General features: G+C 71.3%; 26 protein-coding genes, 1 tRNA gene and 1 pseudogene. 13 read left to right on the top strand and 15 right to left on the bottom strand.

The window, feature by feature from the left end; all coding sequences use genetic code 11:
* Positions 1-8 precede the first annotated feature (8 nt).
* On the bottom strand, positions 9-329 hold the full coding sequence (locus K4G59_RS14310) for a hypothetical protein (RefSeq protein WP_231251744.1): 321 nt from the start codon (positions 327-329) through the stop codon (positions 9-11).
* Between K4G59_RS14310 and K4G59_RS14305 the strand changes: the two genes are divergently transcribed.
* The 3 genes from K4G59_RS14305 (at position 312) to K4G59_RS14295 (ending at position 3018) form a co-directional block, all read left to right on the top strand.
* Entirely contained in the window at positions 312-866 is a 555-nt protein-coding gene (locus K4G59_RS14305) for an HNH endonuclease signature motif containing protein (protein WP_231251743.1), read from the top strand. The genes K4G59_RS14310 and K4G59_RS14305 overlap by 18 nt on opposite strands.
* A gap of 193 nt (positions 867-1059) precedes the next feature.
* Entirely contained in the window at positions 1060-2361 is a 1302-nt protein-coding gene (locus K4G59_RS14300; RefSeq protein WP_231251742.1) for an alpha/beta hydrolase, read from the top strand.
* Positions 2362-3018 carry a class I SAM-dependent methyltransferase gene (locus tag K4G59_RS14295; RefSeq protein WP_231251741.1) on the top strand — a complete coding sequence of 219 codons (657 nt, stop codon included), beginning with the start codon at positions 2362-2364 and terminating at the stop codon, positions 3016-3018.
* Here the strand turns inward: K4G59_RS14295 and K4G59_RS14290 are convergent.
* From K4G59_RS14290 to K4G59_RS14265, 6 genes are all read right to left on the bottom strand, one after another.
* Positions 2974-4089: a prenyltransferase/squalene oxidase repeat-containing protein gene (locus K4G59_RS14290; RefSeq protein ID WP_231251740.1), complete on the bottom strand. Its 1116-nt coding sequence runs from the start codon at positions 4087-4089 to the stop codon at positions 2974-2976. The genes K4G59_RS14295 and K4G59_RS14290 overlap by 45 nt on opposite strands.
* A complete protein-coding gene (locus K4G59_RS14285) occupies positions 4086-4829 on the bottom strand; it encodes a class I SAM-dependent methyltransferase (RefSeq protein ID WP_231251739.1) in 744 nt (247 codons plus the stop codon). The genes K4G59_RS14290 and K4G59_RS14285 overlap by 4 nt, the downstream gene beginning before the upstream one ends.
* The gene (locus K4G59_RS14280) at positions 4816-6093 is read right to left on the bottom strand and encodes a glycosyltransferase family 4 protein (protein WP_231251738.1); all 1278 of its coding nucleotides are present in this window, start codon (positions 6091-6093) and stop codon (positions 4816-4818) included. Before K4G59_RS14280 ends, K4G59_RS14285 begins: the two co-directional genes overlap by 14 nt.
* Positions 6094-6159: 66 nt before the next feature.
* Positions 6160-7131, bottom strand: a complete 972-nt coding sequence (locus K4G59_RS14275) for an NAD(P)/FAD-dependent oxidoreductase (RefSeq protein WP_231251737.1) — start codon at positions 7129-7131, stop codon at positions 6160-6162.
* A 30-nt stretch (positions 7132-7161) separates the two neighbouring features.
* Positions 7162-7680, bottom strand: a complete 519-nt coding sequence (locus tag K4G59_RS14270; protein ID WP_231251736.1) for a hypothetical protein — start codon at positions 7678-7680, stop codon at positions 7162-7164.
* Positions 7677-8147 (bottom strand): Rv1363c family protein, encoded by a 471-nt coding sequence (locus tag K4G59_RS14265; protein ID WP_231251735.1) that lies wholly within the window; start codon positions 8145-8147, stop codon positions 7677-7679. The genes K4G59_RS14270 and K4G59_RS14265 overlap by 4 nt, the downstream gene beginning before the upstream one ends.
* Positions 8148-8247: 100 nt before the next feature.
* Here K4G59_RS14265 and K4G59_RS14260 point away from each other — a divergent pair, with 100 nt between their 5' ends.
* The gene (locus K4G59_RS14260) at positions 8248-8907 is read left to right on the top strand and encodes an ion channel (protein ID WP_231251734.1); all 660 of its coding nucleotides are present in this window, start codon (positions 8248-8250) and stop codon (positions 8905-8907) included.
* 4 nt (positions 8908-8911) lie between these two features.
* Here the strand turns inward: K4G59_RS14260 and K4G59_RS14255 are convergent, their stop codons facing one another.
* Positions 8912-9277 (bottom strand): MmcQ/YjbR family DNA-binding protein, encoded by a 366-nt coding sequence (locus K4G59_RS14255; RefSeq protein ID WP_231251733.1) that lies wholly within the window; start codon positions 9275-9277, stop codon positions 8912-8914.
* A gap of 12 nt (positions 9278-9289) precedes the next feature.
* Positions 9290-9844 carry a hemerythrin domain-containing protein gene (locus tag K4G59_RS14250; RefSeq protein ID WP_231251732.1) on the bottom strand — a complete coding sequence of 185 codons (555 nt, stop codon included), beginning with the start codon at positions 9842-9844 and terminating at the stop codon, positions 9290-9292.
* 141 nt (positions 9845-9985) lie between these two features.
* On the opposite strand from K4G59_RS14250, the pseudogene K4G59_RS20680 reads away from it, so the two are divergent.
* The 3 genes and pseudogenes from K4G59_RS20680 to K4G59_RS14245 all read left to right on the top strand — a co-directional run.
* A pseudogene (locus K4G59_RS20680) lies at positions 9986-10054 on the top strand (hypothetical protein); the annotation flags it as partial.
* Between the two features lie 43 nt (positions 10055-10097).
* Positions 10098-10226: a hypothetical protein gene (locus tag K4G59_RS20180; RefSeq protein ID WP_269210178.1), complete on the top strand. Its 129-nt coding sequence runs from the start codon at positions 10098-10100 to the stop codon at positions 10224-10226.
* An 80-nt stretch (positions 10227-10306) separates the two neighbouring features.
* On the top strand, positions 10307-10690 hold the full coding sequence (locus tag K4G59_RS14245; protein ID WP_231251731.1) for a VOC family protein: 384 nt from the start codon (positions 10307-10309) through the stop codon (positions 10688-10690).
* Between the two features lie 6 nt (positions 10691-10696).
* Here K4G59_RS14245 and uvrB read toward each other — a convergent pair whose 3' ends face one another.
* Complete coding sequence (gene uvrB / locus K4G59_RS14240; protein WP_231251730.1) at positions 10697-12826, bottom strand: excinuclease ABC subunit UvrB; 2130 nt, start codon at positions 12824-12826, stop codon at positions 10697-10699.
* 71 nt (positions 12827-12897) lie between these two features.
* Here uvrB and K4G59_RS14235 point away from each other — a divergent pair, with 71 nt between their 5' ends.
* Positions 12898-13116, top strand: a complete 219-nt coding sequence (locus K4G59_RS14235; RefSeq protein ID WP_231251729.1) for a hypothetical protein — start codon at positions 12898-12900, stop codon at positions 13114-13116.
* A 9-nt stretch (positions 13117-13125) separates the two neighbouring features.
* Positions 13126-14370 carry a phospholipase D-like domain-containing protein gene (locus K4G59_RS14230; RefSeq protein ID WP_231251728.1) on the top strand — a complete coding sequence of 415 codons (1245 nt, stop codon included), beginning with the start codon at positions 13126-13128 and terminating at the stop codon, positions 14368-14370.
* A gap of 3 nt (positions 14371-14373) precedes the next feature.
* On the opposite strand, the gene K4G59_RS14225 is transcribed toward K4G59_RS14230, so the two are convergent.
* The gene (locus tag K4G59_RS14225; RefSeq protein ID WP_231251727.1) at positions 14374-15309 is read right to left on the bottom strand and encodes a DNA-3-methyladenine glycosylase family protein; all 936 of its coding nucleotides are present in this window, start codon (positions 15307-15309) and stop codon (positions 14374-14376) included.
* A 53-nt stretch (positions 15310-15362) separates the two neighbouring features.
* Between K4G59_RS14225 and kynA the strand changes: the two genes are divergently transcribed.
* Positions 15363-16217 carry a tryptophan 2,3-dioxygenase gene (kynA, locus tag K4G59_RS14220; protein WP_231251726.1) on the top strand — a complete coding sequence of 285 codons (855 nt, stop codon included), beginning with the start codon at positions 15363-15365 and terminating at the stop codon, positions 16215-16217.
* A 93-nt stretch (positions 16218-16310) separates the two neighbouring features.
* Complete coding sequence (gene pepN, locus K4G59_RS14215; RefSeq protein WP_231251725.1) at positions 16311-18743, top strand: aminopeptidase N; 2433 nt, start codon at positions 16311-16313, stop codon at positions 18741-18743.
* A gap of 10 nt (positions 18744-18753) precedes the next feature.
* On the opposite strand, the gene K4G59_RS14210 is transcribed toward pepN, so the two are convergent.
* Positions 18754-19596, bottom strand: a complete 843-nt coding sequence (locus K4G59_RS14210; RefSeq protein ID WP_231251724.1) for an SDR family NAD(P)-dependent oxidoreductase — start codon at positions 19594-19596, stop codon at positions 18754-18756.
* Positions 19597-19634: 38 nt separating this feature from the next.
* Positions 19635-19708 (bottom strand) — tRNA-Gly (locus K4G59_RS14205).
* A gap of 87 nt (positions 19709-19795) precedes the next feature.
* On the opposite strand from K4G59_RS14205, the gene K4G59_RS14200 reads away from it, so the two are divergent.
* Positions 19796-20266 carry a tRNA (cytidine(34)-2'-O)-methyltransferase gene (locus K4G59_RS14200; RefSeq protein ID WP_231251723.1) on the top strand — a complete coding sequence of 157 codons (471 nt, stop codon included), beginning with the start codon at positions 19796-19798 and terminating at the stop codon, positions 20264-20266.
* A gap of 10 nt (positions 20267-20276) precedes the next feature.
* On the opposite strand, the gene K4G59_RS20535 is transcribed toward K4G59_RS14200, so the two are convergent.
* Positions 20277-21083, bottom strand: coding sequence for a resuscitation-promoting factor (locus tag K4G59_RS20535; protein ID WP_231251722.1), 807 nt, complete (start codon positions 21081-21083; stop codon positions 20277-20279).
* A gap of 276 nt (positions 21084-21359) precedes the next feature.
* On the opposite strand from K4G59_RS20535, the gene K4G59_RS14190 reads away from it, so the two are divergent.
* Positions 21360-21929, top strand: coding sequence for a hypothetical protein (locus tag K4G59_RS14190; protein WP_231251721.1), 570 nt, complete (start codon positions 21360-21362; stop codon positions 21927-21929).
* Between the two features lie 28 nt (positions 21930-21957).
* On the opposite strand, the gene K4G59_RS14185 is transcribed toward K4G59_RS14190, so the two are convergent.
* Entirely contained in the window at positions 21958-23334 is a 1377-nt protein-coding gene (locus K4G59_RS14185; RefSeq protein ID WP_231251720.1) for an NAD-dependent succinate-semialdehyde dehydrogenase, read from the bottom strand.
* Positions 23335-23413 lie beyond the last annotated feature (79 nt).

The following is a 23413-nucleotide window of genomic DNA, read 5'->3' as shown; positions in this document are numbered from 1 at the left end:
GAGGACGGCTACCTCCACGTCGACCCGCGCCACGTGACCATCCACGACCAGGACGTCCACTTCGCCGGCACCGTGCGGCTCGAGGCGGAGGTCGACCTCGCCGACGGCTTCGACCTCCACCAGGCCTCGCCCACCGTGCTGCCACCCTCAAGGCCCTCGGGTCCGAGCTGCCGCTCGACGCACGCCGCGCTAAGGCCCTCGGCGACCTCGCCCGCACCCAGACCGCGCTCGACCTCCACACCTCTGCCGATGGTCGAGCAGTCGGTGAATCTGCCGGTGGTCGACCACCAGACCTCCCCGCCGCCCGCGAAGTGGTCCTGCACGCTCACTTCGACGCGTCGGTCGCTGGCGACGCCACGGTCTTCGGACCGACCGGCCGGCTCGAGGAAGGCCAACGCCTCCTCCTGCTCCACCAGCTCAGGTCGTGGTGCGCAGACTCCCGCACCAAGATCACCGTCAAGCCCGTCATCGACCTCAACACCGACAAAGCCACGCCGGGCTACGCGATCCCGGACCGCATCCGCGACCTCGTGGCTCTCCGCGACCGCACCTGCGCGTTCCCGTGGTGCGCCCGCCCAGCCCGGGGGTGCGACGTCGACCACGTCACCGAGCACGACCATCACGCTGACGCGGAAGGCCGACCACAGCCCGGCCCGACCGACACCGACAACCTCGCAGCCCTGTGTCGCTTCCACCACCGACTGAAGACCCACACCCCCTGGCGCTACCGGATGACTGCGCCCGGGATCTTCGAGTGGACCAGTCCCCACGGCCACCGCTACCGCCGAGACCGCGACGGCACCACCGCACTCGACCCACCCGGACCAGGCCAGGGACCGCCCCGGATCCCGTCGCCCCGAAGATGACCCCGCCCCGCACCCCGCCACCCTCGCGTTGGCGGGGGCACAGGTATGCCCGGACTCCAGCGCGACCTCTGGTCCCGGCGGCGCGACGAGGATCTCGTACAGCTGCCGGGATCCGGGCAGCCGCACGAGCAGGTCGTCGTCGTGCATCCTGGTCATCGGACAGGACAGAACTACCGGCCAGTAGATTGAGCAGGTGAGCTTTCTGATGCGCCAAGGCGTCGTCGCCGCCCTGACCGCCAACGCCCTGCGTCCCAGCCGCGGTCGACGCGCCGGCTTCGGCTCGTTCCTCGCCGGGTTCCTCTTCAACGAAGCCGCACCGCAGGTGCTCGCGGTGACGGCGCTCGACGCCGCGACCCACCTGACGACCGGACGACGCTCGGGGATCGCCGCGAAGGCCGGCCTGGCACTGGCCGGAGCGAGCGCGCTGGGCCTGGCCAGGGTCGTACGCCAGAGCCGCCGGTCAGCCGACCGCTTCGACGAGGCACTCGTCGAGGGCCTCGGTGTCGACTACGTCGAGCAGCTCGACGCGGTGCCCGACCCGGCCGACCTGGCGACGGCGTGGCGACGGCTCGCGCGGCCCTTCAACTTCGCCGACGCGGGCGTTCGCGTGATCAGCGACGTCCCCTATACCGAGGCGGGCAAGCGCGGACACCTCGACATCTACCTCCCGGCCGGGCAGGACGCGATCAAGGACGCCCCGGTGCTGCTCCAGGTCCACGGCGGCGCGTGGACCGTCGGCGCCAAGGAGCACCAGGCCCGTCCGCTGATGAATCACATGGCCGCCCGCGGCTGGGTCTGCGTGGCGATCAACTACCGCCTCGCCCCGCGCGACGCCTGGCCCGCGCACATCGTCGACGTCAAGCGCGCGATCGCGTGGGTGCGCGAGCACATCGCCGACTACGGCGGCGACCCCGACTACCTCGCCATCACCGGCGGGTCCGCGGGCGGCCACCTCGCCGCGCTGGCCGCACTGACCCCTGGCGACCCCGATTTCCAGCCCGGCTTCGAGGACGCCGACACCAGCGTCCGTGCTGCGGTCCCCTTCTACGGCGTCTACGACTTCGCCGGCTCGACCGGGCTGACCAACGCGATCGGGATGCGCGACGCGTTCCTCGGTCCGCGCGTCATGCAGACGACCTGGACCGACTCCCCCGACGTCTACGAGGCGGCGTCCCCGATCCTGCGGATCACGCCGGAGGCCCCCGACTTCTTCGTCATCCACGGTGACCTGGACTCCCTCGTGGCCGTCGACCAGGCGCGGCTCTTCGTCGCCGAGCTGCGACGCACGTCGCGCACGTCGGTGGTCTACGCCGAGCTGCCCGGCGCCCAGCACGCCTTCGACGTCTACCACTCGATCCGCAGCACGTACGCCGTGCGCGCCGTCGATCGCTACCTCTCCTGGCACTGGAACACCTGGCGCCACGGGCTCGAGGCGGACAGCGGCGTCGAGCCCGGCGACCTCGACGGCGACGCACGCAACGAATGGAGCGCCTAGGTGACGCTCCCGGCCGACCTGCTCGCGCACGCCCGCGCCGCCAAGGGCTTCATGCCCGAGGACGAGGGCGCCCTGCTGCACCGCTGGGCGCTCGAGCGGCTCCCGCACGGGCCGGCCCTCGAGGTCGGCACCTACTGCGGGAAGTCCGCCGTCTGGCTCGGCGGCGCGGCCCGCGAGACCGGCGGCACTGTCTTCACGGTCGACCACCACCGCGGCTCGGAGGAGAACCAGGCCGGCTGGGAGCACCACGACACCACGCTCGTGGACGCCGAGGCCGGCGTGATGGACACGCTGCCCACCTTCCGCCGCACGATCGCCGCCGCGGGGCTCGAGGACCAGGTGGTCGCGGTCGTCGGCCGCTCGGAGACGGTCAGCCGCTGGTGGCGTACGCCGCTCTCGCTGCTCTTCATCGACGGCGGCCACGGCGTCGAGCCCGCGCGCGCCGACTTCCGGGGGTGGCCGCAGTGGGTCGTGCCCGGCGGCGTGCTGCTCGTCCACGACGTCTTCCCCGACCCCGCGGACGGCGGGCGCCCGCCCTACGAGGAGATCTACCTCCCCGCGCTGGCCAGCGGGGCCTTCACCGAGGTGGACGTCGTCGGGTCGATGCGGGTCCTACGTCGTACGTCGGGGGCCGCCGGCGACCCGGTCGCCGACTGAGCCGTCCTCGGGCAGGCAGGGCAGGCACCCGCACCGGAGGCCGATCTCCGCGAAGTCCGGGGCCAGCGTGGTGCCGCGCATGATGTCGGCGCCGGGGGTGCCGTCGGCGAGCGCGTCGACCGCCAGGATGACCGCCGCCGCGGTGTAGGTGGTCTGCTCGACCGGCCAGTGGACCTCGTCCGGCCAGACGTAGCCCGTCCAGTAGGACCCCTCGTCGGTGCGCAGGTGCTGCATGTCGGCGAGCAGGCGCAGGGCCCGCTCGCGGTCGCCGATCGCGTCGAGCGCGAGCACCAGCTCGCAGGTCTCCGCGCCGGTCACCCACGGGTTGGTCGACACGCAGCGGATGCCGAGGCCGGGCTCGACGAAGGTGTCCCACCGCTCGGCCAGCAACGCATGGGCGGCCGGACCACGGACGGCGCCGCCGAGGACGGGGTAGTACCAGTCCATCGAGAAGGTCGACTTGTCCAGGAAGAGGTCGCGGTGCTCGCGCAGCGCGTGCCCGAGCCGGCCGCCGGCCAGCTCCCACTCGACCTGCGGCTCGTCGACCAGCTCGGCGAGCGCCACACCCGCGCGCAGCGAGTGGTAGATGCTCGACGACCCTGCGAGCAGGGCCTGCTCGTTGACACGCGCGGGTGCACCGTCGTGCCACTCCTGCGACCACGCCACGCCCCCGAACGGGAGCTGGAGGGACACGACGAAGTCCAGGGCCCGCCGCACCGTCGGCCACATCCGGCGTACGAATCCCTCGTCACGCGCGGTCAGCCAGTGGTGCCAGGTCGCCACGGCGACGTACGCCGACATGTTGGTCTCGCCGGAGTGGTCCTCGACCTCGCCCGCGACGATCTTCATCGGCCACGAACCGTCGGGCCGCTGCGTCGACACCGCCCACGCGAAGGCGCGCTCGGCGGCCTCGCGCTCGCCGCCGACCATCAGCGCCATCGCCGACTCGAGGTGGTTCCACACGTCGGTGTGCTCCCCCGGCGTCCACGGGATCGCGCCGGACGGCTCCTGCATCGCCGCGATCGTGGCTGCGGTCTGCTCGACCTGGGCGCGGGTGAGGACCTGCGTCATGCCGGCTTGCGGAAGTAGAGCACCATGCTCTTGCCGATGAGCGGGTCGAGGACCTTGCCGGCGTACTGCAGCGCCTTCGGGTTCTTCATGATCTCCCACACCAGGAGCTTGTGGTAGCCCTTGGCGAGCGGGTGCTCGTCATTGGTGACGCCGACCGCGCACTTGATCCACCAGTAGGGCGTGTGCAGGCCGTGGGCGTGGTCCTTGCCGGTGAAGACCATCGCGTCGCCGGGCGTGCCGTCGTTGGAGCGGCCGGCCTTGGTGACCTTGTCGACGAGCTCCTCGGCCGTGTAGATGCGGACGTGGCCGCCCTCGGCGTTGTGGTAGTCGTCGGACAGCTTCCAGTTGACGATCTCCGGGAGCCACCGCGGCACCGAGATCGCGAGAGTGCCGCCCGGGCGCAGCACGCGGACCAGCTCCTTGATCGCGTCGACGTCGGCGTGGATGTGCTCGAGCACCTCCGCGGCGACGATGCGGTCGAACTCGCCGTCGGCGAAGGGCAGGGAGAGCGCGTCGCCCTCCTTCACGTCGGCCTCGGCGCCGGCCGGCACCTCCCCGGCGTCGCGCATCGCGGCGAACCACTCGCGCACGGTCGCGAGCTCGTCGGCGTCACGGTCGAACGCGATGACGTCGGCGCCCCGCTTGTACATCTCGAAGGCATGGCGCCCGGCGCCGCAGCCCATGTCCAGCACCCGGTCGCCGGGCAGCAGGCCCAGGCGGTCGAAGTCAACGGTCAGCACGGTGGCTCTCCTCCTGCTCGCGCGGACCCCGCTCGCGGCGGAAGTCGGCGATGGTCTCCTCGTAGGCGGCGGCGGTGGCCTCGGCGACCGCGCGCCAGCTGAACAGCTCCTCGACGCGGGCGCGCCCGGCCGCGCCCATCGTCGTACGCCGCTCGGGGTCGTCGAGCAGCGCGGCGATGGCCTGCTCCAGCTCGTAGACGTCGCCCGGCGTGACGAGGTCGGCGCACTCCCCGTCGGGGCCGACGACCTCGGGGATGGCGCCCGCGCGCGAGACCACCAGCGGCGTGGCGCACGCCATCAGCTCGGCGGTGGGCAGCGAGAAGCCCTCGTAGAGCGACGGCACGCACGCCACCTCGGCGGAGCCCATCACCGCGACGAGCTCCTCGTCGGTGACGCCGCTGACGAAGGTGACGCGGTCGGCGATGCCGAGCTGGTCGATCAGCTGCTCGGTGCGTCCGCCCGGCTCCGGGCGGGTGACCAGCACCAGTGACACCTCACGCTCGACGCTCAGCTTGGCGAAGGCCTCGAGCAGGGTCGCGATGCCCTTCATCGGGGCGTCGGCGCTCGCCATGGCCAGGATCCGGCCCGGCACACGCGGCGCGGTGGGCGGGGCGAACACGTCGTCGACGCCCAGCAGGATGGTCTGCATCCGGTCGGGGTCCACGCCGAAGTCACGTGCCACGTCGCGTCGCGAGGACTCCGAGGGGGTGAGCACCTTGCGCAGTCGGCGGGCCACCTTGGTCTGCATGCGCAGGAAGCCGTACCACCGGCGCAGGGTCATCCGCTTGCGCCAGGTGGGCGCGGTCTGGAGGTCGATGCGGCGGTCCATCGTGATCGGGTGGTGGATCGTGGCGACCACGGGCAGGCCGTAGGACTCGAGCTCCATGACGCCCGGGGCCAGGACCTGGTTGTCGTGGGCGATGTCGAAGTCGCCGGCGCGCTCCTTCATCAACCGCGCGATGCGCGACCCGAAGGTCTTCGGCTCGGGGAACCCGGCCGTGCACATCGTGAGGAACTCCTCGACGTCGATGCGGTCGCGGAACTCGCGCAGCCTCGGCACGCGGAAGGGGTCGGGCTCGCGGTAGAGGTCCAGGCTCGGCACCTTGGTCAGCCGCACGCCCTCGTCGAGGTCGGGGTAGGGCTGGCCGGAGAACACCTCGACCTCGTGCCCGAGTCGTACGAGCTCCCGGCTCAGGTGGCGGATGTAGACACCCTGGCCGCCGCAGTGCGGCTTGCTGCGGTACGACAGCATGGCGATGCGCACTGTGGTCTGCCTTTCGCGCTCGATGAAGCCCCCATTATGCCTACTCGCCGGTAGGCGCCGGACGCCTCACCCCTCGCTGGAGTGGCCGGGGAAGACGTGGGCCGAGGGGTCGAGGACCACGGCGGCGTTGTTGACGGCGGTCGCCGCCTCGCCGAAGCCGACCGCGATCAGCCGCACCTTGCCGGGGTAGTCGGTGATGTCGCCGGCGGCGAAGACGCGCGGCAGGTTGGTGCGCATCGAGGAGTCGACGACGACGTGGCGCTTCTCGGTGACCAGCCCCCAGCGCTGGATCGCGCCGAGGTCGGCGATGAAGCCGAGCGCTGCCACGAGCGCCTGCGCCGGGACCACTCGCGGCTCCTGCCCGTCGACGGTGATCTCCACCTCCTCGAGGTGGGCGTCACCGCGCAGCTCGGTGACCTGGGCGCTGGTGATGATCTCGACGCTCGAGGCCCTGACCTCCGCGACGGTGCGCTCGTGGGCGCGGAAGGCCTCTCGCCGGTGCACCAGGGTCACCGTGGACGCGACCGGCTCGAGGTGCTGGGCCCAGTCGAAGGCGCTGTCGCCTCCCCCGACGATCACCACGTCCTTGCCGGCGTAGGGCGCGAAGCTCGGCACGAAGAACTCCATGCCGCGACCGACCCAGCCGTCGCCGGCCGGGAGCGGGCGGGGGCTGAACTTGCCGATGCCGGAGGTGATGAGCACAGCACGGGCGGTCACAGTCGTGCCGTCGTCGAGGGTGACGACCACCTGGTCCTCGCCGTGCTCGAGCGTGGTCGCGGTGCGGTCGAGGAGGTACGTCGGGGAGGCGGTGGCGGCCTGCGCGACGAGCCCCTCGACGAGGTCACGCCCCTTGATGCTGGGGAACCCCGCGACGTCGAGGATCGCCTTCTCGGGGTACATCGCGGTGATCTGTCCACCCAGCTCGGGCAGCGAGTCGACGACCGTCACCGACATCCCGCGGAAGCCTGCGTAGTAGGCGGCGTAGAGGCCGGTGGGACCGGCTCCGATGATCAGCAGGTCGGTCGTCACGTCGTCCACGTCGTGATCCTCGCGTCCAAGACGCCCTGCTCACAAGGCATCGAGCTCGCTGACCTTCCACTCGCCGTCCACGTCCGCCAGGCTCACCAGCACCCGGTCGAGGTCGAGGAGGGGCTCCTCGAGCCCGCGACCGGTCGTGCGCTGGTTGACGAAGACCAGCACCCGGGCGTCGGTCCCCGTGGCGGTGACGAGCGCTGTGTCGACGACCTCCGCCGAGACGACCGTGCGCTCGCGCTGGCCGGCCGCTCCCGTGCCGGCCATCGTGCGGTCGTAGCGGGCCTGCATCGCGCTGGTCATGAGCGCCCGGGCCTGCGCCTTGTCCTCGGCGAGGGTGTCCCAGGAGTAGCTGTAGGCCCGGGCGGCGGCCTCCGCGGCGACCTCACGGACCTCCTGCTTCACCGCGCGCGAGGCGACGGTCGCGTCGGCTGCGTCGGCGGAGCTGATCGACGTCGTGGTGGGACGCCCCTCGCGGACCAGCCAGGCGAGGGCGACGGCGGCGGCGACCACCAGGACCGCCAGCACGACGCCCGCGCGCCTCACCATGCTCACCGGACGAACTCCACGGCGCTGGTCAGCCAGCGTCCGTCCTCGCGCACCAGGTCGAGGCGCAGACGGTAGTAGCGCACCTGCCCCTCAGGTCCGGTGCCGCTGTTGGTGACGGTGCTGTTGGCCGCGACGAGGACGGTCGCGGCGTCGTCGTCGAGGTCGCCGACCCCGAGGGCCACGACCTCACCGGTCGAGGTGGCGTCGGTGCGCACGGCCTCGCTGACGAGGGTGTCGCGCTGGGCGGCGTACTGCTCGGCGAAGTCGCCCGTGGCGCCGGCCAGCACGGCGTCGACGACGGCGTCCATGTCCTCGTGGTCGACGGTCAGGAACGCGACCGCCTCGGCACGCGCGGCTGCGGCGACCTCGCGTTGGGCCGTCGAGAGCCCGTCGTCGACCTCCCCCGTGGACGTGGTCACCAGAGCGATGGCGACGAGCAGCGCGGCGAGCACGGCGGCGAGGCCACCGACCACCCACCGATCCGATCGTCCAGCCACTCGTCGTGCCACGACCCGAACCTAGCCCAGCGGAGCGCCGCGGCGAGGCTCATCGGCGTGCCTAGACTCCCTCCTCGTGAAGCGACCACTCGGACAACTGGTGACGCACCCGTCCGCCCTGCTGCTGGGCGCACAGCTCCTGCAGGTGCTCCTGTGGCCCTTCCTCGACGACTCGGTGGTGGGCCGGGCCAGCCTCGGGGGCATCGGCATGCTGGCGGTGGGCGCCGCCGTCCTCGCCGTGCGACGTACGCCCGCGGCGAGCCGCGTCGTCCTGTTCCTCGGGGCTCCGGCCATGCTGCTGACGCTCGTCGAGCCGGTCTTCCCCGACAACGACGCCGTCGTGCTCGTCTCCGGGCTGCTCCACGCGCCGTTCTACGTCTACGTGTCCTACGCGATGCTGCGCTACCTGTTCCACGACGACAAGGTGACCACCGACGAGTACTACGCCACCGGCGCGGCCTTCACCGTCGTGGCGTGGGCCTTCGCCTATGCCTACTCCGTCGTCCAGGTGCTGTGGCCGGACTCGTTCTCCAGCCCGTCCGGCTCGGACCAGAGCTGGTTCGAGCTGCTCTACCTGTCCTTCTCGGTCCTGACGAGCGTCGGTCTCTCGGACATCGTCGCGGTGGGCTCGCAGGCCAGGTCGATCGTCATGGTCGAGATGATGACCGGGGTGTTCTACATCGCGATGGTGGTCTCGCGCATGGTCGGCCTGACCATCCTGCGGCGCCGCGGGTGACGGCTCAGCGCTCCCAGCCCTCCGGGCGGTCGCGCTTCGGGAGACGGGAGACCACCAGCCGGTAGGACTCCTCGACCGCCTCCACGAGCTCGTCGTCGGGAATGGCCCCGTCGAGCTTGAGGTCGTTCCACCCCGAGCGACCGATGTAGGCCATCACGCTCGCGTCGTCGGGATATCGGACCAGCCACTCGTCGGCCACCTCGCGGTTCGCTGCGGCCTTGACGCCGACGCTGTCGGCGGCGAGGGAGGCGAAGATCTTGCCACGGTCGGCCGGGCCGACCTTGAAGACCGGGTGGTCGTGGCCCCACGGGTCGTCGGGCCAGGCGCCGGGGAAGGCGCTGCACACCTCCCGCATGCGGGTCACGTCCACCCGGCCACCACCTCAGTCGTCGGAGTCCTCGTCGAGAAGGCCCTCACGCTCGGCAGCCTTCACGATCCGGCGGACGTTGTCGATGGCACCGCAGTCGGCGTCGAGCTGCTTGTTGCGCTCGGTGGCGAAGGCGGTGCCGAGCTCGGCGCGCACCTGCTCACCCACCTCGTCCCTGGCGGGGTTGAGGATCGTCAGCTCCTCCTCCGTCAGGTGGTGGTTCAGGGCGGTCGCCAGCTCCTCGACGGCGTCGTCGAAGGCCTGGGTGTCGGTGCCCTTGAGCTCCAGCACCTTGAGCATCGCCTCGTGGCCCTCGGCGTGCTCCTCCTCGCCGTGCTCGGCCTCGTGCTCGGTGATCGCGTCCTTGCGGCGCAGCGTGGGATAGACGTGCTTCTCCTCCGCCTCCGCGTGCGCGACGTGCAACGCGGCCAACGCCTGTCGTACGGCGTCGCGGTCGGCCGTGCTGTCGCGCAGGTCGCGCAACAACGCCTCGAAGCGCCGGTGGTCCTCGAGGATGAGGTCGATGACGTCGCCGGAGATCGGGCGACCGAGGTCGATGGAGGTGCTCATGGGCCGAACCTAGCCACCGTGCCCAGGGAGCGCACGCCGCCCACCTCCCGTCGGGTGGGCCGTGCCTGTTCTGGGACGGTGCCAGGCGTCGAGGTGTGGAGCCAGTTCGACCACGACCCGCGCCGCCCCGAGAACGCGGCGATGCGGGCCTCCGACCGCGACCGTGCCGCGATCGAGAGCGTCCTCGCCGACGCCTTCGCCGAAGGGCGCCTCACCCGCGTCGAGTACGACGAGCGCACCGAGGCCGCTCTTCGTGATGCTCGGCACCGAGCTCAACGTCGCCTGCGTGCTCTGGAACAGGGACGACATCGTCGAGCAGGAGAATCTCCGCCTCGAGAAGAAGGAACGCAGGGAGCTCAGGAGGCGCGAGGAGTCCGGCTGAGACCGACCGGCATGCACCTGTTGACCCGCTCCGCGAGCCGCAGTTCACTGGAGGATCGACACTGCGACGAGGGAGGCAGCATGTCAGGCAAGGTGGTGCACTTCGAGATCCCGTTCGACGACGGCGACCGTGCCAAGGCGTTCTACACGGAGACGTTCGGTTGGCAGACGGCCGTCGTGCCAGGCATGGACTACACGATGGTCATGACCGGCCCGAGCGACCCCGAGGAGGGTCCGACCGAGCCGGGATTCATCAACGGCGGGATGTTCGAGCGGAGCGCGGATTTCCCGGGCAAGGCGCCGAACCTCGTCATCGACGTGGCGAGCGTGGACGACGCGCTGCGCAAGGTGGAGGCCGCCGGCGGGAAGACGGTCACCGAGAAGATGGCCGTCGGCGACATGGGCTTCACCGGCTACTTCACTGACACCGAGGGCAACCTGATCGGGCTCTGGGAGACCGCCTGAGCGAGGCTACTTGGTCGCTTCCATCATCTGGCGGAGCTCCTTCTTGAGGTCGCTGATCTCGTCGCGCAGGCGTGCCGCCACCTCGAACTGCAGCTCGGCGGCCGCGGTCTTCATCTGGTCGGTGAGGCCCTGGATGAGCTCGGCGAGATCGCTGCTCGGGATGCCGGCGGTGTCGGGCGCCTCGGCATGGATGCGCGACAGGGCGGGCGTCGGCGACTTCCCGGCCTTGACTCCCCCTGCGCGACCCTTCTGACCGACGTCGGCCCAGGTGCGGAGCAGCTCTTCGGTGTTCTCGTCCTCGCGGGCGAGCATCTCGGTGATGTCGGCGATCTTCTTGCGCAGCGGCTGGGGATCGATCCCGCGCTCGGTGTTGTAGGCGACCTGGATCGCACGGCGACGGTTGGTCTCGCCGATCGCGTTCTCCATCGAGGGCGTGATCTTGTCGGCGTACATGTGGACCTGGCCGGACACGTTGCGAGCCGCACGACCGATGGTCTGGATGAGGGACTTGTCGGAGCGCAGGAAGCCCTCCTTGTCGGCGTCGAGGATCGCGACGAGCGACACCTCCGGCAGGTCGAGGCCCTCGCGGAGCAGGTTGATGCCGACCAGGACGTCGTACTCGCCCATCCGCAGCTCTCGGAGCAGCTCGATGCGGCGCAGCGTGTCGACCTCCGAGTGGAGGTAGCGGGTGCGGATGCCGGCGTCGAGGAGGTAGTCAGTGAGGTCCTCGGACATCTTCTTGGTCAGCGTGGTGACCAGCACGCGCTCGTTCTTGTCGGCGCGGGTGCGGATCTCGTGGATCAGGTCGTCGATCTGGCCCTTGGTCGGCTTCACGACGACCTCGGGGTCGATCAGGCCGGTCGGGCGGATGATCTGCTGCACCGTGCCGTCGATGCCGCCGACCCGGTCGAGCTCGTAGTTGCCCGGGGTCGCGGACAGGTAGATCGTCTGGCCGATCCGCTCGAGAAACTCTTCCCACCGCAGCGGCCGGTTGTCCATCGCACTGGGCAGCCGGAAGCCGTGGTCGACGAGGTTGCGCTTGCGCGACATGTCGCCTTCGTACATGCCGCCGATCTGCGGCACCGCGACGTGGGACTCGTCGACGACGAGCACGAAGTCCTCGGGGAAGTAGTCGAGCAGGGTGTTGGGCGCGCTGCCGGGCTTGCGGCCGTCCATGTGCATCGAGTAGTTCTCGATGCCCGAGCACGAGCCCACCTGGCGCATCATCTCGACGTCGTAGGTCGTGCGCATCCGCAGTCGCTGCGCCTCGAGCAGCTTGCCCTGCTTCTCGAAGGTCGCGAGCTGGTCGTCGAGCTCGAGCTCGATGCCCTTGATCGCGCGCTCCATCCGCTCCGGACCGGCGACGTAGTGGGTGGCGGGGAAGACGTGGAGCTCGGTGTCCTCGGAGATCACCTCGCCGGTGATCGGGTGGAGCGTCATCAACCGCTCGATCTCGTCGCCGAAGAACTCGACCCGGACCGCGAGCTCCTCGTAGACGGGGAAGATCTCGAGGGTGTCACCGCGCACGCGGAAGGTGCCGCGGGTGAAGGACATGTCGTTGCGGGTGTACTGGATCTCCACCAGCCGGCGCAGCACCGAGTCGCGGTCGTGCTCCTCGCCGACGTTGAGGCGCAGCATCCGGTCGACGTACTCCTGCGGGGTGCCGAGGCCGTAGATGCAGGACACCGTCGAGACCACGATCGTGTCGCGGCGGGTGAGCAGGCTGTTGGTCGCGCTGTGGCGCAGCCGCTCGACCTCCTCGTTGATCGAGGAGTCCTTCTCGATGTAGGTGTCGGTCTGGGGGACGTAGGCCTCGGGCTGGTAGTAGTCGTAGTAGGAGACGAAGTATTCGACTGCGTTCTCCGGGAAGAGCTGGCGCAGCTCGTTGGCGAACTGCGCGGCGAGGGTCTTGTTGGGCTGGAGCACCAGCACCGGACGCTGGACCTGCTCGGCCACCCACGCCACCGTCGCGGTCTTGCCGGTGCCGGTCGCGCCGAGCAGCACGACGTCCTGCTCGCCGGCGTTGATCCGCTCGACGATCTCCTTGATCGCCGCCGGCTGGTCGCCGGAGGGCTCGTAGTCGGAGACCACCTTGAAGGGGGCCACCCGGCGCTGGAGATCGGTGACTGGACGCATGCGTCGAGCCTACGGGCCGCCACCGACAGCGGCTCCACCCCGCGTGCGGGGGTGAGCCCTGGACTCGAGCGATGGAGCGCACCGGGACCGGGCCCAGCCGACGCACGTGGTCCTTCGTCGTGGCAGCGTGCTGGGGGCTGCTTGGGCTCTGGGTGATGAGCACGGGACGGACCTGGCTGGGGCTGGCGCAGGTCGCGCTGGCCGTCGCCCACGTCGCGGCCGCGATGTCCCCCAGGGTCGAGACGTGGAACCGGGCGCCGTGGCGGCGCTCGAGTGGACTGCGTGGCTAGATTGTCCGCGTGACCGTCGCCCGCCTGTTGACCACCGCGCGGCGGACCCTGCTCGGCCTCCTCGGACTGCAGGTCGGACTGGCCGTGGCGCTGTCGCTCGTCGACTCCTACCGCCGCCGCGGCAAGAAGCCGAAGCCCTTCCCCGTGACCGTCCCGGAGACCGTGCCGGTCGGCGACGGTCTGATCACGACCTACACCTTCGGGCGTGACCTCTACGACGACATGCTCGCCGCGATCGACGGGGCGAAGAAGCAGATCCTCTTCGAGACCTACATCTGGAAGGGCGACGAGATCGGGTGGAAGTTCAAGACCGCGCTCACAGCTGCTGCTGAGCGGGGCGTCGACGTCCACTGCATCTACGACGGCTTCGCCAACATGGTCGTCTCCCCCGCCTTCAAGCGGTTCTCCCCGTCGCTGAAGGTGCTGCGCTATCCCGTGTGGACTGCCGGCCTGCGCTTCTGGGACCTGCGCCACTACGGTCGCGACCACCGCAAGATGCTGGTCGTCGACGAGGAGGTCGCCTTCCTCGGCGGCTACAACATCGGCTCGGCGTACGCCACCGAGTGGCGCGACACGCACGTGCGGATCACCGGCCCGGGCGTGTGGGACCTCAAGCGCGCCTTCGCCGACTTCTGGAACCTCAACCGCCGCCACCGGCTGCGCCGCAGCGAGCGTCCGCTGCTGCTGGAGACGTCGTCGCAGTGGGACCCGCAGATCCGCATCCACCGCAACAGCCCGCGGCAGTGGAACTTCCCGATCCGCAGCATGTACCTCGAGGCGATCAACCGCGCCAGCCACAACATCTGGCTGACCACGGCCTACTTCTTGCCCGACCAGGACTTCGTCGACGCGCTGACCGACGCGGCGCGCCGCGGGGTCGACGTCCGCATCCTGCTGCCGCTGAAGTCCAACCACATCGTCGCGGACTGGATCTCGCGCGGCTACTACGGCCAGCTGCTCGCGTCGGGGGCGCGGATCCTGCGTTTCAAGGACGCGATGGTGCACGCCAAGACCGCCACCATCGACGGCAGCTGGGCCACGGTCGGCACGGCCAACATCGACCGGCTCAGCCTGCAGGGCAACTACGAGATCAACATCGAGGTCATCGACCCCGACTTCGCGGCGGTGATGGAGCGGGTCTTCCTCGCCGACGAGGGCAACTGCCTCGAGCTCACGCTCCACGAGTGGGAGGCGCGCGACCTCAACCGCAAGTTCACCGAGAGCTTCCTGGCGCCTCTGCGCCCGCTGCTCTGAGCCTCACCTCGTTGGCAGGTGCGTCGGGATGCTCATCCGCGGGCCCCGGCGCGGGCGCTGCTGCCCCCCGGCCATCGCCATCGCGGCGGCCCGGCCGCGGTGGGGGCGGTAGGGCTCGAGGAGCTCGGCCATCTCGTCGTCGGTGATGTCGTGGCCGACGAGCGCCCACCCGACCCAATTGGCGAGGTGGTAGTCGCCGAAGCTCACCGCGTCGGGGTCGCCGAGGGCGCGCTGGCGCACCTCCGCGCTGGTCCACACGCCGATGCCGCGCACGGATCGCAGGCGCTTGTCGGCCTCCTCGACGGACACCTCGGTGATCCGCTCCAGCGACGGCGCGAGCCGGCAGGCGGTGACGAGGGTGCGCGACTGGGCGGGCTGGACGCCGAGCCGCAGCCACTCCCACGACGGGATCGCGGCGATGGTGGCCGGCGTCGGTTGCACCATCAGGCGCAGGGCCGCGACCGGCCCGGGCGCGGGCTCGCCGTGGCGCCGCACGAGCTCGCGGAAGGAGCCGAAGGCCTGCTTGCCGGTGACCTTCTGCTCGAGGATCGACGGCACCAGCGACTCCATCACCAGGCCGGTGCGGCCGATGCGCCAGTGCTGGTGGCTGCGCCACCCGGCCGCGACCTCGGGGTGGTGGTGCGCCTCGAACCCGCTCGGGTCGTCGTCCGCGCCGAGCAGGCCCGGCATCGACTCGAGCGCCCAGTCGGCGCCCGGCCCCCACGCCCGCCCGAGGACGTCGCCCGTCGAGGGCCGCGGCAGGATCGCCAGCGTCGCCGGCCCGGTCGGCGTACGCATCGCGCGCCAGATCCGTCCCGACTCCTCGTGGCGCTGCGTCGGGTCGCCCGCTCCGCGACGCTGGGGGCGCAGCGCCTGCGCAGGAGCGCACGGCCAGTGCGGCACCCAGGTGCGGCTGCGCTCGGGCTCGGCGGGGGGCATGGCGTCGACGGTAGACGAGGCCACCGACCGCGACGAGGGATAGGTTGCCGCCCATGGATGGATCACCGAACAGGCGCGAGCTCGAGGACGGCATCGAGAAGGACTTCTCGCGCTCGATGTCCTACGGCGACTACCTGCGACTCGACGTCCTGCTCGCGGCCCAGCAGCCCCGGTCGGACCCCCAGCAGCACGACGAGCTGCTCTTCATCGTGCAGCACCAGACCAGCGAGCTGTGGCTCAAGCTGATGATCCACGAGCTCCGCTCGGCCCGCGCGCTGCTCCGCTCCGACGACCTCTCCCCCGCCCTCAAGCGGATGGCGCGGATCAAGCACATCCAGCACACCCTCACCGACCAGTGGTCGGTGCTCGCGACGTTGACCCCGAGCGAGTACGCCGAGATCCGCCCGTTCCTCGCCACGAGCTCGGGCTTCCAGTCCGCGCAGTACCGCGAGGTGGAGTTCCTCCTCGGCAACAAGAACGCTGACATGGTCGACGTCTTCTCCCACGACGAGGGCGCCCGCGCCGCGCTCGACGAGCTGCTCCACGAGCCGTCGCTCTACGACGAGTTCCTCGCCCACCTCGCCCGCCAGGGGTACGCCGTCCCGCAACGGCTGCTGGAGCGCGACTGGACGCAGCCGCACACCACCGACCCCGACCTGGTCGAGGTCTTCGCCTCCGTCTACGCCGCGCCGGCCGAGCACTGGGGCGTCTACGAGACCTGCGAGGAGCTCGTCGACATCGAGGACGCCTTCCAGCAGTGGCGCTTCCGCCACCTGCAGGTCGTGCAGCGCGTCATCGGGCACAAGGTCGGCACCGGTGGGTCGTCCGGCGTGGACTTCCTCCGCCGCGCGCTCAGTCTGACGTTCTTCCCCGAGCTCTACGAGGTGCGCACGCGCATCGGCGAGTGACCCTCGCCCCGACCGAGGCGCCCGCCCTAGGCTGCACCCGTCGCTCGCCTCGGGCGTCGTACGCACCACCCGACCTCGAGTGAGGACCACCCCGTGCCCGTCCGCAGCCTTCGGCAGGAGGAGGCCGTCGAGCGTGCGGCCCTCCTGTCGGTCACCTCCTACGACATCTCGATCGACCTCACCGGCCTGGTCGACGGCCCCGACTTCCGTGCCGTCAGCACGATCCGCTTCACGGCCGCCGAGGGGGCGTCGACCTTCGTCGACTGCTGCGCCGAGGTCGAGTCGGCCACGCTCGACGGTCAGCTGCTGCCCGCGCCGCAGGAGGGCCGGATCGTCCTCGACGGGCTGGCCGAGAAGAACACGCTCGTGATCGCCACCGTCCAGCGCGACACCCAGCACGGTCGCGGGGTCCACCGCGCCGTCGACCCCGGCGACGACAACGTCTACCTCTGGACCTCGTTCGAGCCCGACGAGGCGCGCTACGCGTGGGCCTGCTTCGACCAGCCCGACCTCAAGGCGCCGCACGCCTTCACCGTCACCGCACCCGCCGCCTGGACGGTCGTCAGCAACTCCGGCGAACCGCTGGTCGAGGACGTCGACGGTGGTCGGCGCTGGACCTTCGAGCCGACACCCCCCCTGTCGACGTACAACCCGGTCGTGGTGGGCGGTCCCTTCGTCGAGGTGCGGCACGAGGCCGGCGGCCACGACCTCGGCCTCTACGCGCGCCAGACCCTCGCCGCTGCGCTGGAGCGCGACGCCGGGCAGCTCTTCACCCTCACCACGCAGGGGCTGGAGTTCTTCGGCGACCGCTTCGGCATGCCCTTCCCGCAGCGGTCCTACGACCAGGTGTTCCTGCCCGAGTTCGGCGGGGCGATGGAGAACTACGGCTGCGTCACGTGGTCCGACGCCATCCTGCGCCGCCACGAGCCGACCACCGCCGAGTGGCAGGTGTTCGCCAACGTGCTGCTGCACGAGATGGCGCACATGTGGTTCGGCAACATCGTCACGATGCGCTGGTGGGACGACCTCTGGCTCAACGAGGCCTTCGCCGAGTTCGCCTGCATGTGGGCCGCCGAGCGCGCCACCGCCTACGGCGACACCGCGGCCAACAACCTCGTCGGCGACAAGCTCAACGCCTACCTCGCCGACCAGGGCCCGGCCTCGCACCCGATCCGACAGCCCGTGCCCACCGTGGCCGACGCGGAGTCGATCTTCGACTCGATCACCTATCCCAAGGGTGCGGCGGTGCTCAAGCAGCTCATGCACTTCGTCGGCGAGGACACCTTCTGCGTCGGCATGAGCGCCTACTTCGCCGAGCACGCGTGGGGCAACACCACGCTCGACGACCTCGTCGGTGCGCTCGAGCAGGCCAGCGGGCGCGACCTCCAGCCGTGGCGCACGGCCTGGCTGGAGACCGCCGGTGTCGACCGGCTCGGCATCGAGCAGGCTGACGACGGTCTCGTGCTCACCGCAGCCGGCGCCCACGGCGCCCCGCACCCGCAGGTGGTGGGCGTGGGTGCCTACCGTCGCGCCGGCGACGCGCTCGAGGAGGTCGGCTCGGTCCGGGTCGAGGTGGCCGGCGAGCGCACCCCGGTCGAGGGCCTCCCCGACGCCGACCTCTACCTCGTCAACCACGACGACACGACCTTCGCCACCACCCGACCCGACGCCGCCGGGCGCCAGGTGCTGGTCAGCCACCCCTCGGGCCTGCCCACGACCCTGACCCGTGCCGTGGCGATGGCCACCGTGTGGGACATGCTCTCCCACGGCGACGCCACGACGGCCGAGGCCGTGGGCGCGCTCACCGACGTGCTGCGCGTGGAGACCGTGGAGACGGTTGCCGAGCCCTGCCTCGAGCTCGCCCTCCAGGCCGCCCGGCGGTGGGCACCGGAGTCCGAGCGCGCCAGCCTCGAGGCACAGGTCGCCGCTGCCGCGCGCCAGATGGTCGACACCGGGGTGTCCCGGCAGGCTGCCCTGCGTGCGTTGGCCGGCACCGCGACCGGCGAGGACGACCTCGCCACCGTGCGCGAGCTGGCCGGCGACGACCTCGACCTGCAGTGGTACGTCCTCGAGCGCCGGGCCGAGCTCGGCGAGGTCGACACCGACGCGGTGCAGGCGCTTCAGGAGCGCGACCCCGACCCCGACGCGTGGGTCCGCGCCCTCGCCGTACGTGCCAGCTCACCCTCGGCCGAGGCCAAGGACGAGGCCTGGACAGCCGTGGTGGGGCGCACCGTCCCGATCCAGGCCGCCCGCACCGTGGCGGCCGCCTTCTGGCGCCCCGGCCAGGACCCCGTGCTGGCCCCCTACCCCGCGCGCTACCTCGAGGCGCTGCCCACCTTGCACGAGGGCGGGATGATCCCGGGCCTCGCCCTCACCGCCAGCCTCTTCCCGCTGTACGCCGTCGACGAGGCGTGGGTCGCGCGGGCCCGCGAGGTGGCGGCCGCCGAGGCGGCGCCGGTCGTCGTCGGCTCGCTCACCGAGCGCTCCGAGCTGGTGCTGCGGATGCTGCGCGCCCGCGCGCTCTGAGGCGGGCCGCTCAGGCGATCCCGGTGAGCGCTGCGGACCGCTCCCACAGCCCGTCGATGATCGCGCGGTCGCTTGCCTGCCTGTTCTCGCGACCGTCGGGGGTGAAACGGCTGAAGTAGCGGCCGTCGAGCTCCTGGTCGGGCCCCCGCTCGGCGAGGGCGACGAGGGGCGCCGCGCCCTCGGGGACGCTGATCGTGGCGAAGCGCTTCAGGGGCGTGCGGTAGAGCAGCCCCACGAGCCACGAGTCACGTCCGAAGGAGCTCCCCACCGGGCCGGGGTGGACGGCGACCGAGACGATGCCGTCGCCGGACCAGCGGTCGGAGGCGCCGCGGGTGAAGACGATGTTCATCAGCTTGCCCGTGCCGTAGGCCGCGAACTCGCGCGCCTTGCGGTGCTCGTGGTCGAGGTCGTCCAGCACGACCTTGCCCATCAGGTTGGCGATGCTGGACGTGTTCACCACGAGCGAGCGACCAGCGGCGGCGAGCTTCGGGTGCAGGAGGTTCGTGAGCAGGAAGGGCGCGAGGTGGTTGACCTGGAAGTTGGGCTCGTGGCCGTCGGCGGTCGTCCGGGACGGGGAGAAGGTGCCGCCGGCGTTGTTCATCAGCACGTCCAGCGTGCCGACGCGCTCGGCGACCTGCTCGGCCAGGCGGCGTACGTCGTCGAGGCGGGAGAAGTCGGCGACGAGGGGCTCGGTGCCGACGGCCTCCGCGACCGGCCGCAGCTTGTCGAGGGAGCGCCCGGTGACGTGCACCGTCGCGCCCCGCTCCGCCAGCACGCGCGCCGCCTCGGCGCCGATCCCGTCGCTCGCCCCGGTCACCAGGACCGTACGGCCCGCCATCGTCTGCTCAGTCATGCCCCGAGCCTAGGTCGCGGCTGCTGAGGAGGAAGAAGTGGAGCGGACGCGAGGATTTGAACCTCGACCATCTCCCTGGAAGGGAGCCGTGCTGCAACTACACCACGTCCGCAGGACCGGCCCTGGCGAGCCGGCAGGTGACAAGTGTGGACCACGCCCCCGGCCGGCCGGCCACCGGGTCGGCGGCTAGGTTGACGGCGTGTTCCACGTGATGTTCCTCGAGCCCCGGATCCCGCCCAACACGGGCAACGCGATCCGCATGGTGGCCGGGACCGGAGCGACCCTGCACCTCGTCGAGCCGCTGGGCTTCGACCTGTCCGAGCCGCAGCTCAGGCGCGCCGGGCTCGACTACCACGACCTAGCGTCGGTGGTCGTCCATCCCGACCTCGACACCGCGCTGTCGAGCCGGGCCCTGGCGGGCTCGCGGGTCTTCGCGTTCACCGCGCACGCGACCCGCTGGCACACCGACGTCGCCTTCGAGCCCGGCGACGTGCTGCTCTTCGGTCCGGAGCCGACCGGCCTCCCGGACGAGGTGCTGGCGCACCCCCGGGTCACCGACCGGCTCCGGATCCCGATGCTGGCGGGGCGCAGGTCGCTGAACCTGTCGAACTCCGCGGCCGTCGTAACCTACGAGGCGTGGCGCCAGCAGGGGTTCACCGGCGCCCAGTGAGCCGTCGGGCTCAGAGGAGCCGACCGCAGGTGGGCCACGGCGAGCGGCCGCGCTGCTTGTAGAGCAGCTTCGCGCGGAAGGTCTGCTCGCCGGCCGAGGCGGCGGTCGGGAGGCCGGAGCCACCCACGCTGCGCCAGGTGCCGAGGTCGAACTGGTAGAGCCCGTAGTAGCCGGCCGGGTTCACCGCGCGCGGGTTGCCGCCCGACTCGCAGTTGGCGAGCGCCCCCCAGTTGAGGCCGTCGGCACCAGCGACGGCGTACGCCTTGCGCCCGACGAGGACGCGCCGCGGGCGCGGGTCGCGGACCATCTTCTTCTTCACGACGCGGTACTTCACCGGCTCGCCGTTGTGCAGCGTCTTCATCGCGACGACCTTGCGGACACCGGGACGGCCCTTGCTCACGACCTTGCGCACGCCGGGCTTGAGCTTCGTCGTGAAGACCTCGACGGTGCCGCGGCGCACCTTCTTGCGCTTGGTCTTGCGCTCCTTGACCACGTCGGTGACGCGTACGACGTCGCCCTGGCGCAGGCGCTTGCGCTTGCCCGTGACCTCGCGGCCGTCACGCACGACGTCGACCAGGTCGTTGTCGTCGGTGGGGACGCCGTAGGCCTCCAGGAGCTGGCCGGGCCACGCCTGGGGCGTGACGGCGACCGCCACGGGAGCCGCGTCGGCGACCTCGAGGCGTACGTCGACCGGCTCGGCGCTCGACACGGCAGCCGCGCTGCCGGGGACGAGGGTCAGCGCCAGCGCGGACGCGGCGATGGTGGCGGCGACGCCACGGGAGCGGGCGAACGGGGCAGGTGTGGTGGTGGCACGCACGTGCTTCGGACCTCACAAGATCGGGGGTACGCCTCCGGGGCGCTCGGACGCGGCGCCGTCTCGGGCGCCTGGACCACGGCCAGCGCTCGCCTCACGAGGGGAGGCGCCTCGTCGTCGAGGGGGCGGCTGCGGTGACTCCACGAGAACACGGCACGGCACGACTGTCGAATCGGGTGCGCCCGTCCCAGGCGGGACAGAGGCCGAAGAGGTGAGCCGTTTCACTCCGATCTGCCGTTTCCGCCTCCCGCCGCGCGTCGCCCTGCCTACCATCGGCACGTGCGCGCGACGAGGACCCGGACCACCCTCGCGGCCGTCGGGGCAGCAGTGGTCGTCGCGCTCGGCGCCGCTGCGGGTGGGGCTCACTTCTCCTCCGTGCCCGAGCGGCCAGGTCCTGCGGCGGCACCCGCCCCCGCGCGGGACGAAGCCGCCGAAGCGGCTGGCATCGCGTCGGCCGAGGCGACCGTGCGCGCCTTCTTCGCGGTGCGGTCCCGGGCGCGGCAGCCCACCAGCAGGCAGATCGACAAGCAGGCGGTCTACCTCACCTCCCGTGACGTCCACCCGACCGCGGCCTACGAGGCCGGCATGGAGGGTCGGCCGTCGATGGTCACCGACTCGCACGTGAGCGTCGCCCTGTCCAACGCGCGCTGGGTGGGCGACACGATCCGGGTCGACTTCGAGTTCGACCACGCCGGCACGAGCTATCCGATGATCGGCGACGAGCTCCAGATGGAACAGGGGCAACCCGCGGGGGGTTACTGGCACGGGACCGCGACGCTGGTCGACCGGGACGGCGAGTGGCTGATCGACCGGCTGACCGCCGACTCCTACGGCGGCAGCCTCGGCTGATGAACCCCGCGTCCCGGCCGAGCGGCGCTCAGCGGGCCGGCGTGTAGATCAGCTTCTTGTTCACGAACTCGTCGATGCCGTAGGGGCCGAGCTCGCGACCGACGCCCGAGCGCTTCGTGCCGCCGAACGGGAGGTCGGCGGCCGAGCCCTGGGCGCTGTTGATCCACACCATGCCGGTGTCGAGCTGGTCGGCGACCTGCTGCGCCTGCTCGGTGTCGGAGCTCCAGACCACCCCGCCCAGGCCGAAGGACGAGTCGTTGGCCAGCGCGACGGCCTCGGCGGCATCGGCGACGCGGTAGACGACGGCCGCGGGACCGAAGAGCTCCTCGCGGTAGGCAAGCATCTCGGGCGTCACGTCGGTGAGCACGGTCGCCTCGACGAAGGCACCGGGACGGTCGAGCCGCTTGCCGCCGGTGCGGAGCGTCGCGCCCTTCGACACGGCGTCCTCGACCTGCTCGAGCAGGTTCGTCGCGGCCTGCTCCGACGACAGCGGGCCGAATCCGGTGGTGCTGTCGAAGGGGTCGCCGGGCTTCAGCCCGGACATCGCAGCGGTGAACTGCTCGACGAAGTCGTCGTACAGGTCGTCGACGACGATCATCCGCTTGGCGCCGTTGCACGCCTGGCCGGCGTTGCCCATCCGGCCACGCACGGCGGACTTCACCGCGGCGCCGAGGTCGTCGGCATCGAGGAGGATGAAGGGGTCGGAGCCGCCGAGCTCGAGGACGACCTTCTTGAGGTGGCGTCCGGCGACCTCGGCGACGGCGGAGCCGGCCCGCTCGGAGCCGGTGACCGAGACGCCCACCACGCGCGGGTCGGCGATCATGTCGGCCGACTGGTCGTTGGTCGCGAAGACGTTGATGTAGGCGTCGGCCGGCAGCCCGGCGTCGGCGAAGACCTGCACGATCGCGAGCGCCGACTCGGGGCACTGCGGCGCGTGCTTGAGCAGGATCGTGTTGCCGACCATCAGGTTGGGCGCCGCGAAGCGGGCCACCTGGTAGTAGGGGAAGTTCCACGGCATGATCCCGAGGAGCGGGCCGATCGCCTCCTTGCGCACGACCGCGTTGCCGCCCATGGCCGGATCCAGCGGGGTGTCGGCCAGCAGCGCGGCGCCCTGGTCGGCGTAGTAGCGGAAGATCGAGGACACGAGCTTGAGCTCGCCCCTGCCCTCGCGCAGCGGCTTGCCCATCTCGCGGGCGATGATCGCCGCGAGGTCGTCGGCGCGCTCGTCGTAGAGGTCGGCGACCGTGCGCAGGATCGTCGCGCGCTCGTCCAGGGTGGTGGTGCGCCACTCGCCGTACGCCGCGTGGCTGCGCGCGAGCGCGTCCTGCACCTCGGCGTCGGTGGCGGTGGCGAACTCCTTCTCGACCTCACCGGTGGACGGGTTGACGACCTGGTAGTCGCTCATCGTGACTCCTCTCGAACGGGGCGGGGACGGGCGTGCTCCCCTGTCCGAACCTACGGTCGCGCGCCGGCATCACAAGGGC

This window comes from Nocardioides furvisabuli (assembly GCF_021083185.1).
Classification (GTDB): Bacteria; Actinomycetota; Actinomycetes; order Propionibacteriales; family Nocardioidaceae; genus Nocardioides; species Nocardioides furvisabuli.
The sequence above is the reverse complement of the archived record's forward strand: the minus strand, read 5'-3'. Positions and strand labels throughout refer to the sequence as shown.